Origin of the sequence: Klebsiella sp. HMSC16A12, from assembly GCF_001808265.1 — a bacterium.
GTDB classification, from domain to species: Bacteria; Pseudomonadota; Gammaproteobacteria; order Enterobacterales; family Enterobacteriaceae; genus Klebsiella; species Klebsiella pneumoniae.
Map to the genome: position 1 here is coordinate 1 of NZ_KV792577.1, position 11,139 is coordinate 11,139.

At 50.0% G+C, this 11,139-nt stretch carries 8 protein-coding genes and 1 pseudogene; 6 read left to right on the plus strand and 3 right to left on the minus strand.

Annotated elements, in window-relative coordinates:
* Positions 1-46 precede the first annotated feature (46 nt).
* The 3 genes and pseudogenes from HMPREF3140_RS29490 to HMPREF3140_RS09345 form a co-directional block, all read right to left on the minus strand.
* A pseudogene (locus tag HMPREF3140_RS29490) lies at positions 47-517 on the minus strand (transposase); the annotation flags it as partial.
* 45 nt (positions 518-562) lie between these two features.
* Positions 563-1,483 carry a response regulator gene (locus tag HMPREF3140_RS29495; RefSeq protein WP_004181990.1) on the minus strand — a complete coding sequence of 307 codons (921 nt, stop codon included), beginning with the start codon at positions 1,481-1,483 and terminating at the stop codon, positions 563-565.
* Positions 1,446-4,826 (minus strand): hybrid sensor histidine kinase/response regulator, encoded by a 3,381-nt coding sequence (locus HMPREF3140_RS09345; protein WP_070552944.1) that lies wholly within the window; start codon positions 4,824-4,826, stop codon positions 1,446-1,448. Before HMPREF3140_RS09345 ends, HMPREF3140_RS29495 begins: the two co-directional genes overlap by 38 nt.
* Before the next feature lie 214 nt (positions 4,827-5,040).
* On the opposite strand from HMPREF3140_RS09345, the gene urtA reads away from it, so the two are divergent.
* From urtA to HMPREF3140_RS09375, 6 genes are read left to right on the plus strand one after another with little or no spacing between them, the layout of a single operon-like run.
* The gene (gene urtA, locus HMPREF3140_RS09350) at positions 5,041-6,321 is read left to right on the plus strand and encodes an urea ABC transporter substrate-binding protein (RefSeq protein ID WP_004181992.1); all 1,281 of its coding nucleotides are present in this window, start codon (positions 5,041-5,043) and stop codon (positions 6,319-6,321) included.
* A gap of 56 nt (positions 6,322-6,377) precedes the next feature.
* Positions 6,378-7,304 carry an urea ABC transporter permease subunit UrtB gene (urtB, locus tag HMPREF3140_RS09355; RefSeq protein WP_032435661.1) on the plus strand — a complete coding sequence of 309 codons (927 nt, stop codon included), beginning with the start codon at positions 6,378-6,380 and terminating at the stop codon, positions 7,302-7,304.
* A gap of 6 nt (positions 7,305-7,310) precedes the next feature.
* Positions 7,311-8,429 (plus strand): urea ABC transporter permease subunit UrtC, encoded by a 1,119-nt coding sequence (gene urtC, locus HMPREF3140_RS09360; protein WP_023158619.1) that lies wholly within the window; start codon positions 7,311-7,313, stop codon positions 8,427-8,429.
* Positions 8,426-9,175, plus strand: a complete 750-nt coding sequence (gene urtD / locus HMPREF3140_RS09365; protein ID WP_004181995.1) for an urea ABC transporter ATP-binding protein UrtD — start codon at positions 8,426-8,428, stop codon at positions 9,173-9,175. Before urtC ends, urtD begins: the two co-directional genes overlap by 4 nt.
* 10 nt (positions 9,176-9,185) lie before the next feature.
* Entirely contained in the window at positions 9,186-9,875 is a 690-nt protein-coding gene (gene urtE / locus HMPREF3140_RS09370; protein ID WP_070552945.1) for an urea ABC transporter ATP-binding subunit UrtE, read from the plus strand.
* A gap of 35 nt (positions 9,876-9,910) precedes the next feature.
* Positions 9,911-10,918: a formamidase gene (locus HMPREF3140_RS09375; RefSeq protein WP_070552946.1), complete on the plus strand. Its 1,008-nt coding sequence runs from the start codon at positions 9,911-9,913 to the stop codon at positions 10,916-10,918.
* Positions 10,919-11,139: the final 221 nt, after the last annotated feature.

Here is an 11,139-nt window from a genome sequence, read left to right on the forward strand (position 1 = left end):
TCGGGGTGTACTAATCAACGGGGAGCAGGTCACTAGCTGTACGCTTACGGAAGAACTTCTCCGGGATGTGCTGTTTCAGGCGCGCCACGATGTCCCTCTGCGTCAGCGTCTCTGTGGCCAGCTCGCCCGTGTTGTGGTCGTGGTAGCGAAAGCTCAGCGTGGCACTTCCGGCGTAGTGCGCCAGCCGGGAGCCCGCTATCGGCGGCTTTTTCAGGTAACGCCCCAGGTATTTCACGGTGTTTTTGCCACCGTCCGTCTTTTTTGACATGTAGACGTGCCAGTAGTCGCCTCCGGCCGTCAGTATCAGACTGCGCCATTGTGATTCGGTGGTGATATGTGACAGGGACGGCGGCAGGGCCACGCCTTCGAACCAGACGCTCAGCAGAAGCTGGCGGATATTCCACATCCAGCGGGCGCGCATGGCATCCTTACGGAAGCTGATTTTCTTCCACTTCCCGTGCTCATCGATACCGCCACAGGTGACGGAGACGTGGACATGAGGGTGCCAGTTCTGCCTGATAAAAATGTCAGGGCAGGTCTGCGCGAATACGCCTCATTGTCGCTACATTTTCTCCCTGGCATATAGCGAATTTATTGCCAACGCTGCCGCTGCGGTGCGATTGTCCACACTCAGCTTTGGAAATACAATTTCAAGGTGTTTATTCACGGTTCTGGGGCTAAGGTTTAAAATATCGCCAATTTCGCGGTTTGTTTTTCCCCTGGCAATCCACAGGAGGACTTCGGCTTCTCGTTGCGTCAGCCCTAGGTTGTTTTTCAGGCGTTTCACCGCTTCGACTTCTTCATGTCCTTTGATCTCTTCAATACGTAGCAAACTTTCTCCTTCAGCGGTCCGGCGTGAAAGATAGAATTTCAGAGCGATGCCTTGCGATGAAAGATCTAAGGGTATTTTTAAACCTTCCGTATTGTTCAGCCAACCGATGATCCGGTTTACTATTTTTTTATTGGGTTCATACCCGGTATCGCTGAAGTTTTTCATCAGTTGCCATGCATTGGGCGTGGCCCAGCGTAGTTGCCCCTCTTTGCTAAAAACACATAAGGTCTGGCCAACGGAATCCATCGCGCTATAGGCACTGACCGTTAATTTTGAGTTCCGCAAGTGGGTACGCATTCTGACAACCAGCTCTTCCGTGCGTATCGGCTTAATTACGTAATCGACCACCCCGGCATCAAATGCATCAACGATATTCTGCGTATCACTCAGGCCTGTCATGAAAATAATCGGGGTATGCCGCAGCCCCGGATTTTGCCGCAGGCGCTTACTGGTTGAAAACCCATCCAGATGCGGCATTACGGCATCAAGCAGAATGATATCCGGGGTTATCTGGCTGGTTATCGAAAGGGCTTGATTACCCTCCAGAGCGACCAGAACGGTAAAACCGGCTTCATCAAGCGTGTCATTCAACATACTTACCGTGTTGATATCATCATCGACGATAAGTACCGTCGGCTTTGCTATTGCCATTTTTCTCTCCCTCCGGGCGTTCAAGACTCTCGACTATCTCTTTGAATCGAAAGCGCCTCAGCAACTCGGCAAATTTTTCGCCCTCGGCTTTGCTGATCTGGTTAGCGGAAATATGTTTGTCCAGCAGTTCACGAAACCCTCTCACATAACCCAATCTGGCCATCTCTTTTAACGACTCAATCTGGACACGGGTAAGCTGCGAGCGTGGTTCATGTATTTCCGGCTGCTTTGGCGGCTGACATTCCGTGCGCCACTGGAGATGCAATATTTCACCGATGTTCTCCAGTAGTAAAGGGAAACGCAGCGGTTTAACCAGGTAGCGAACTTCCCCTTCGCCAGTGAAATGGCGGCATTTACCCTCATCCGCTTCCGCAGAAATCATAATTACCGGCGCTAATTGTCCCTTATTACGTAACTGACGTAGCACTTCCCACCCCGACATTTCAGGCATTGCAACATCCAGAAGAAGAAGGTCGATATGATTTTGCCGGGCTAAATGTAGCGCGACATGACCATTTTCGGCTGTTAGCAGCGTGAAGCCTATGGGCGTGAGTAAATCCATCATCAGCTGCCGATGGGATTCATCATCGTCAACTACCAGCAGGGTGTGTCGCTTGCCTGGATATCCGGTGATTACCGCAGGCTCGGCGGGTTGGTAGGCATCCCCGCTATAGCTTGGCAGCATCAGGGTGAGTTTAAACGTTGTGCCTTCGCCACGGATGCTTTCCACCTGGAGATCGCCACCCATGATATAAGTCAGAAGCCGGGTAATCGTCAGCCCAAGGCCCGTCCCGATCCGACGACTATCGCCGGATACGCGTTCGAAAGGCTTAAAGATGCGTTCCAGGTTCTCAGGGGCGATGCCGATGCCGGTATCGTGAACCGAGAAAAACGCCACCTCGCTACGATACTGGAAATCGAGGGTTACACTGCCTCTGTCCGTGAACTTAACCGCATTAGAAAGCAGATTGATAAGAATTTGCCGGAGGCGTTTCTCATCCGTCATCACCGCCTCGGGCAGCCAGTGTGGGGCGTTGTAGTGAAATGTCAGTCCTTTATCGCTGGCCTGTTGTTCAAACATGGCGACCAGTTGCTGCACCAAATCGCCAATGCGCACTTCTTCACGATATATTTCTAATTTTCCCGCTTCAATTTTCGAAATATCCAGTAATCCCTCAATTAGATTAGCCAGATGCTCGCCGCTTCTGCGCATAATACCGATACCGCGCTGCCGGGCTGGGGGGATATCATCAGCACGTTCGAGTAATTGCGCATAACCCAGCATCGCATTGAGCGGCGTTCTGAGTTCATGAGTAATGCCGGTGAGATAGCGGCTTTTGGCCTGATTAGCATCGTCGGCATCTTCCTTTGCCTGCTGCAATTGCCGGTCCGTCGCTTCATGGGCAATAATTTCTTTCATCAGACGGTCGCTTTGCAGGCGCAATTCCTCTTGCGCAATCTGGCGACTTTTATTTGTCAGGACAAATAGCCAGGTGGTGACGCCGGTTACGATAAGCAGGATAAAAAAAACTTTCCATAACGCCGCGGCGAGAAGGTCCTGCTCGCTGCCGAATTCATCGCGCATCTGAGCGAAAACCAGCATCAAAAGCAGACCGATGACGGAACTGAATAACAGCAAAATGCTGATAAAACTCCACACTCTGGGATCAATTTTGCGTAATGATTTTTCTTTAATAAATATCCCGATAAGCTTTGAAGCCTGTTCCGTATAGCGCGCATGAGGTTTGCAAGTATCGTTGCACTGGACATCGAGAGAACAACATAGTGAGCAAATACTGCCCTGATAAAAAGGACAATAGCTCATCTCTGGTTTTTCAAAATAATTACCGCAGACACAGCATTCCGTTGCCGTGACCTGCACCGGCGTCCGGGAAAAATAGTAACGTCCGCGAGTCAGCCAGGCGATGAAGGGGGCGGTGATAAACGTCAGACACAACGATAACATTGAGGCAAAAACCTGTAGAGGATGACCAAGCCATCCCATCCAGGCTGAGAGACCGCAGAGCATGGCGAGCGTCATCGAACCGATGCCGACAGGATTGATATCGTAGAGATAGGCCCGGCGAAACTCTATTTCCGCTGGTCGTAATTTAAGCCACTTATTTAACGTGAGATCGGCAACCACGCTGCCAAGCCAGGATGTGGCCGCCACCGCATAAATGCCCAGGATATCCTCAAATACGCGATAAACGCCAAGTTCCATCAATAACAGAGCAATACCGACATTAAAAAACAGCCACACGACGCGCCCTGGATGACGATGGGTCAGGCGCAGGAAAAAATTAGACCATGCGATCGAGCCGGCATATGCATTGGTGACGTTAATTTTGAGCTGGGAGAGCACCACAAAAATACCGGTTAATGCCAGTAGCGTTGATGATGAATGGGTGACATAGCTAAATGCCACCAGATACATATGGGTGGGTTCGCTGGCCAGTTCCGCGCCGAGTCCGTAATTAAACGCCAGCACGGCGAGGAAGGAGCCGAGCAGGATCTTGATGGCGCCGATGACAACCCACCCCGGACCTGCGGCAATTACTGCGCCATACCATCTCCAGCGGGCCGGATGTTGTGGCTTTGGTAAAAAACGAACCTGATCGACCTGCTCTCCCACTTGACTTACCAGTGAGAGCAGTACGGAACAGACGGCGCCGAGCTGAAGGAAATCGAAAGAACCATCGCGGGCTGTAATAAAACCAGGGAAGTCGATCCAGTTTTGCAGCACATGATGTTCACGTATTAAAATGAAAATAAAGGGTAATAGCTGTAGCGCCAGCCAGCAAAACTGGGTGAACTGCTGAAAACGGGAAATAAAAGTGAACCCCCAGGTGACGAGGGGAATAACAACAACGGAACCAATCAGATAACCAAAGTGCAATGGCAGGCCAAACAGCATATTAAGCGCCATCGCCATAATAGCGGCTTCCAGGGCGAAAAATATAAAGGTGAAAGAAGCATAGATTAACGAGGTCACCGTGGAACCAAGGTAGCCAAATCCGGCGCCGCGGGTCAGCAAATCAATATCCAGGCCGTTTTTTGCGGCATTAATGGCAATCGGCATTGATAGCGCAAAGATAATAATGCTAACTAAGATAACCGCCACCACCACATAATTAAATCCATAGGTTAACGTCAGCGCGCCGCCAATGGCTTCAAGCGCCAAAAAGGTAATTGCGCTGAGCGCTGTCATAACAACTCGCTTTGCGCTCCAGCGTCGTGCCGAGACCGGCGTATAGCGGAGCGCAAAATCCTCGAGAGTCTGATTGGTCACCCACTGGTTGTAGCGTCTGCGCGATTTAAACGCCTTTTGCTGAACGGTCATTCACTGCTCCTGAAATGATAAAAATGCTGAACTTAACCACAGGCGCGTCTTAGTATTTTCTTGTTATCGCGCACGTGAGCATGTCTTGATTATGAGAATTAACCAATACGTTAAATGACGTAGCCGCTGCGTTACCTCGCGCATTGTTGGATTGCTGGACTCTCTCGCATGATAGCCCCAGTTGAGATGAACCATAACGATTATGAGGGCTACCATGAACATTCGTGATTTACCCCAGCCACATAGCAATATGAAAATCCCGAGCCCAGGCCGGTTTCACCAGGCGTGCCTCAAAGCGAAACTTTTGGCGATTGCCGGCCTGATGATGGCAGCTAATACGGCCATCGCCGCCCCGGCGACGTCAGTGGTTAATACCACGGGCCTGGCGGTCACCGACAATAGCGTCAAGGTCGGGATACTGCATTCATCCACAGGCACGATGGCCATCAGTGAAACCGGCTCGATTCAGGCTGAAAAGCTGGCTATTGAGCAGATTAACGCTGCCGGAGGGGTACTGGGGAGAAAAATTGAATATGTACAGGAAGACGGGGCCAGCGACTGGCCGACCTTTGCAGAAAAAGCGCGTAAGTTACTGGTCAGTGATAAGGTCGCCGCTATCTTCGGTGGCTGGACTTCGGCTTCCCGCAAAGCCATGCTGCCGGTACTTGAGCAATATAACGGCATGCTCTATTACCCAACCTTTTACGAAGGGCTTGAGCAATCGCCAAACGTTATTTATACCGGACAGGAAGCTACTCAACAGATAATCTCCGGCATTGATTGGGTAGTTAAAAATAAACATGCAAAAACCTTCTACCTGCTTGGCTCTGATTATATTTGGCCGCGTACTGCAAACAAAATCGCCCGTCACCATATTGAAAAGCTGGGGCTGAAAGTCGTTGGCGAAGATTATTACCCACTCGGTAATACGCAGTTCAATTCGGTTATTAACAAAATAAAACTCAAGAAGCCTGATGTTATCTATGCCATTGTTGTCGGCGGTTCGAATGTGGCCTTCTATAAGCAATTGAAGGCGGCGGGGATCGATATGACGCAGGAGAAACCGCTGCTGCTGACCATCTCCGTCACGGAAGATGAGATCCGCGGTATTGGCGGCGAAAATATCGTCGGCGCCTATGCCTCGATGAAGTATTTCCAGAGTATGGATAATCCGGAAAATAAAAGCTTTGTCGCCGCATTTAAAAAGCGCTGGGGTAATGACATGGTTATCGGCGATGTCACTCAGGCGGCCTATCTTGGCCCATGGTTATGGAAAGCGGCGGTTGAGAAAGCTGGCTCGTTCGACGTGGACAAAATTCGTAAGGCCTCGCCCGGTATTGAGTTCAAAGATGCGCCGGAAGGGTATGTACGCATCCATGATAACCATCATCTGTGGTCCAAAACGGTTATCGGTCGCGCTCGTGCGGATGGGCAGTACGACGTGATTTATCAGACGCCAGAACTTATCGAACCGAACCCATTCCCGAAAGACTAACCGACGCTTCCCCCCATATAGCGTGGGGGGTCTTTGACTTCACCGAGGATACTTCCATGTTCAGCGATTATAACTTCGCCGATTTGGCTTCCATTTTTGTCATGCAGGGGTTTTCGGGGCTCAGCCTGTTCGCCGTGTTTGTTCTGATGTCGCTTGGACTCGCTATTATTTTTGGCCAGATGGGCGTGATTAATATGGCTCATGGCGAGTTCATGATCCTGGGTGCTTATGTCACATGGTTGACCGGTAAGTTTTTCAGCGCTTATCTGCCTTCAATCTTCGGCATCTACTTCTTTGTTGCCATTGCCCTTGCTTTCCTGTGTACCGCCTTGCTGGGTACGCTCGTTGAGAAAATCCTGATACGGCATCTGTATAAACGCCCCCTCGACACGCTGCTGGCGACATGGGGTCTGAGCCTGATTCTACAGCAGTGCTATCGTTCGCTATTTGGTCCCCGCGAAGTCGGCGTTGACTTACCTTCATGGCTAATGGGGTCGTATCAGTTTGCCGACAATATTGATATTCCTGTTAATGGGGTATTTGTTCTGCTGCTGACCGTAGTTATTACCGCTTTTACGGCCTGGCTGATTTATTTCTCCGCCTGGGGAATAAAAGTCCGCGCGGTGGTACTTAACCGCCAGATGGCCAGCGCGGTGGGTATTAATACGGCTCAGGTCGATAGTCGAACCTTCGCACTTGGGTGCGGCATCGCCGGGATCGCCGGAAGCGCCTTTACCATGATCGGCTCAACAGGTCCAACGGCTGGCCAGCAGTATATCGTTGACACCTTCCTGGTGGTGGTGTTTGGCGGCGCGCAAAGTTTGCTCGGCACGCTCGCCTCCGCATTTGCCATTTCACAATCGCAATCCACGCTGGAGTTTTTCCTGAGCGGTTCAATGGCGAAGGTGATTACGCTACTGATCGTGGTCGGCATTCTGCTATTGCGTCCGCAAGGTCTTTTCGCCAACCGGGTCCGCCTCTAGGAGTTTATGATGAAACGCATGCAAAATTATCCGCTACTGGGTATTGCCCTGGTGATAGGCCTTATTTTTATCGTCATGCCGCTAACCCTGGATCTTTTCCGTTTAAACCTGATCGGTAAATACCTGACTTATGCATTTGTTGCCGTCGGGCTGGTACTTTGTTGGGGCTACAGCGGTATTCTGAGCCTGGGGCAGGGCATCTTTTTTGGCCTCGGCGGTTATTGTATGGCCATGTTTCTCAAGCTGGAAGCTTCCTCGCCAGCGGAAACAAAAATGCAAACCACCCCGGGCATCCCGGATTTTATGGACTGGAATCAGCTAACCGCTTTGCCCTCGTTCTGGCAGCCATTCCATTCTTTTAGTCTGACAATTCTGGCTATTTTAATCGTGCCCACTATTTGCGCATGGATTCTCGGCAGCGCAATGTTTAAACGCCGCGTTGGCGGGGTGTACTTCGCTATTATCACCCAGGCTATCTCCGCGATCCTGACGATTCTTATTATCGGACAACAGGGTTACACCGGGGGAATTAACGGCATCACGGATTTACGCACGCTTTTAGGTTGGGATATCCGTACTGATTCTGCACGCTATATCCTCTACTTTATTAATGCTGTTTTACTGATGCTGGTTGTGAGCGCGGGCTATTTTATTGTGAATAGCAAGCTCGGCCGACTGATGGTTGCCATTCGCGATAAGGAAGACCGCGTTCGTTTCTCTGGTTATGATGTCGCGAATATCAAAACGGTGGTTTTCTGCATTAGCGCTCTGTTTTCGGCGATCGGTGGCGCGATGTTCACTCTGCAAGTAGGGTTCATGTCGCCAGGGTTTATTGGCACTGTTGCTTCAATTGAAATGGTCGTTTTCTGTGCCGTGGGCGGGCGAGGTTCTTTGCTGGGGGCAGTATATGGCGCCCTTATCGTCAATGCCGCCAAGAGCAGTATTTCCGAGTCTTTTCCTGAACTCTGGACGATTGCCATGGGCCTGCTCTTTATTGCCGTCGTGCTGATTTTCCCGAAAGGACTGGCAGGGCTTTATCAGCAATATATTCACCCGATCGTGATGTCGCTGCTGCGCAAAAAGAGTATGACCAAACCCAGAGTAAACACCGGAGTGCTGAAATGAAAAATCCGATAAAAGAAATAATTTTAGCGGTAGAGGGATTAACCGTTTCATTTAATGGCTTCAAAGCCGTCGATGATTTTTCAATGTACATCGATGAGGGGCAGATTTACGTTATTATTGGCCCAAATGGCGCGGGTAAGACAACAGTGCTTGATCTCATTTGCGGGAAAACAAAGCTAACCAGCGGCAGCATCAAATTTCGCAATAAGGAACTGAGTAAACTTCGGGAAAATAAAATTGTTCATGAAGGGGTTGGGCGTAAATTCCAGAATCCATCAATCTATGAGAACTTAACGGTATTTGAAAATCTCGAGTTATCTTATCCCAAAGCCAGAACCGCGTTGGGCGCCATGTTCTTTCGTCGCACGCCAGAAATAATCGCTGCGGTCGAACAGGTTGCTGGCGAAATTTTCCTTGCCGATTACCTACATACGCAGGCTGACCTTCTCAGCCATGGGCAAAAGCAGTGGTTAGAAATAGGGATGCTACTAATACAAGATCCTAAGCTCATGATGCTGGACGAACCCGTGGCAGGCATGTCTGTCGCCGAACGCCAAAAAACCGCGCAGCTCCTGCGCAAAATTGCCGGGGGACGTTCTGTACTGGTGATTGAACACGACATGCAGTTCGTCGAAGACATTGCCGATCATGTCACCGTCATGCACCAGGGAAAAGTATTGTCGGAAGGTAGCATCAATAAAGTCAAAAACGACCCTCGGGTTATTGACGTTTATCTTGGTCATTAAGGAGACACGGATGCTGAAAATTTCTGATTATGCTGTCGCATATGGTCAGAGCCAGGTCATCAGTGGACTGAATCTGACGTTAGCAGAGGGTGAAATCGTCGCTCTGGTAGGGCGCAATGGTATGGGTAAAACCACGCTGATGAAATCACTGATTGGTATGATACCGTCCTGTGCCGGTGAGTTAGAGTTTGCCGGTACAAATATTACCGGCTTGCTTAGTTACCAGCGCGTTCAGCATGGCATTGGCTTTGTCCCGCAGGGGCGAATGGTATTTTCAACCATGACGGTTGAAGAAAATATAAAAACGGGGATTCGCCAATCCCGTTCGTTACAGGTTCCTGAATACCTGTATGACTATTTCCCTGTGCTGAAAGAAATGCGCAAACGGATGGCGGGAAATCTTTCCGGTGGTCAGCAGCAGCAGCTCGTTATGGCCAGAGCTCTCGCCGGTAAACCCAAATTACTTTTGCTGGATGAACCAACGGAGGGAATTCAACCGTCAATTATTAAAGAAATGGCAAAAATATTACATAAGATTCGTGATGCAGAAGGGTTGACCATATTAGTTTCCGAGCAGGTTTTAAGCTTTGTACTCGATGTGTCAGATAAAATTGTTGTTATTGAGAAAGGCAATATTGTTCATCAACAGGCGCGTTCTGGTGCTGATGAAGAACAAATTGCGTCATATCTGTCGGTTTAAATTTATATCACCAACTTAACTACGAGAGGTCTGCTATGGGTAGCACCGGAAGTGTAAGCTCCTGGGATGAAGCGTTATTAATTGCCGCCATCCAATACCCCGTTCCCGTTATTAAAGGACCGGAGGATATCCAGATACAGGTCGATAAGATTTGTAAGGCCGTTGACTCCACCAAAGCCGGATATCCGGGACTTGATGTTATCGTCTTCCCGGAATATTCAACCCAGGGACTGAATACTAAAATCTGGACCTATGACGAGATGTTACTCACTCTCGATAGCCCGGAGATTGGTCAGTTCAAAGAGGCCTGTATCCGCAACGGCATCTGGGGGGTATTTTCCTTAATGGAACGCAATGAAGACCCGTCTCTTCCACCGTACAACACCGCTATTATCATTAACGATCGAGGCGATATCGCTCTGCATTACCGCAAGCTGCAACCATGGGTTCCGATTGAGCCCTGGATGCCGGGAAATATGGGAATGCCGGTATGCGATGGGCCTAAAGGTTCTAAACTCGCCGTCTGCATATGCCATGACGGCATGTTCCCGGAACTGGCGCGTGAGGCTGCTTATAAAGGCTGCAATGTCTATATCCGTATTTCGGGCTATTCCACGCAGGTGAACGATCAGTGGATCTGGACCAACCGGACGAATGCCTGGCAAAACCTGATGTATACCGTTTCGGTGAATCTGGCCGGTTATGACGATGTCTTTTATTACTTCGGAGAGGGTACGGTCTGCAATTATGACGGTAACGTCATTCAGCAGGGGCACCGCAACCCATGGGAAATTGTTACCGCAGAGCTGTTCCCGTGCCTGGTGGATAAAGCGCGTGAAAACTGGGCGTTGGAAAACAATATTTTCAACCTTGGCTGCCGGGGCTATGTCGGCAAACCGGGAGGCGAACGCGAGAATTACCTGACCTGGGTGCGCGATCTTGCCAATGGCGAATACAAACTTCCGTGGGATGAAAATGTCAAAATTCGCGATGGCTGGAAGTATTATCCTGATGGGGTGCAATTAGGCCCGCTACCTAAATAAATTGAGTGTGCCAGGCGCTAAGTCAATCACTTTAAAGACTGAAGTCTGGCGCAGTAGCCCCTGAAAGTTGAATATCCAATTCCAATGAGTAGGGGGCTGAGCCATCCGGTAAGGGCTGAATTTGCCTGCGGGATTGGCTCAGCCCGCCAGACCGGTTTGGTGTTGCGCCGGACAATGTCCGGCGGCAAAGAAGGTAATGACTCCAACTTACTGATAGTGTT

Coding starts and splice junctions, on each gene's coding strand:
- urtC (WP_023158619.1), top strand. CDS start 7,311: ATGATGAAACGCATGCAAAATTATCCGCTACTGGGTATTGCCCTGGTG.
- urtB (WP_032435661.1), top strand. CDS start 6,378: ATGTTCAGCGATTATAACTTCGCCGATTTGGCTTCCATTTTTGTCATG.
- HMPREF3140_RS09345 (WP_070552944.1), bottom strand. CDS start 4,826: ATGACCGTTCAGCAAAAGGCGTTTAAATCGCGCAGACGCTACAACCAG.
- HMPREF3140_RS09375 (WP_070552946.1), top strand. CDS start 9,911: ATGGGTAGCACCGGAAGTGTAAGCTCCTGGGATGAAGCGTTATTAATT.
- urtE (WP_070552945.1), top strand. CDS start 9,186: ATGCTGAAAATTTCTGATTATGCTGTCGCATATGGTCAGAGCCAGGTC.
- urtA (WP_004181992.1), top strand. CDS start 5,041: ATGAACATTCGTGATTTACCCCAGCCACATAGCAATATGAAAATCCCG.
- HMPREF3140_RS29495 (WP_004181990.1), bottom strand. CDS start 1,483: ATGGCAATAGCAAAGCCGACGGTACTTATCGTCGATGATGATATCAAC.
- urtD (WP_004181995.1), top strand. CDS start 8,426: ATGAAAAATCCGATAAAAGAAATAATTTTAGCGGTAGAGGGATTAACC.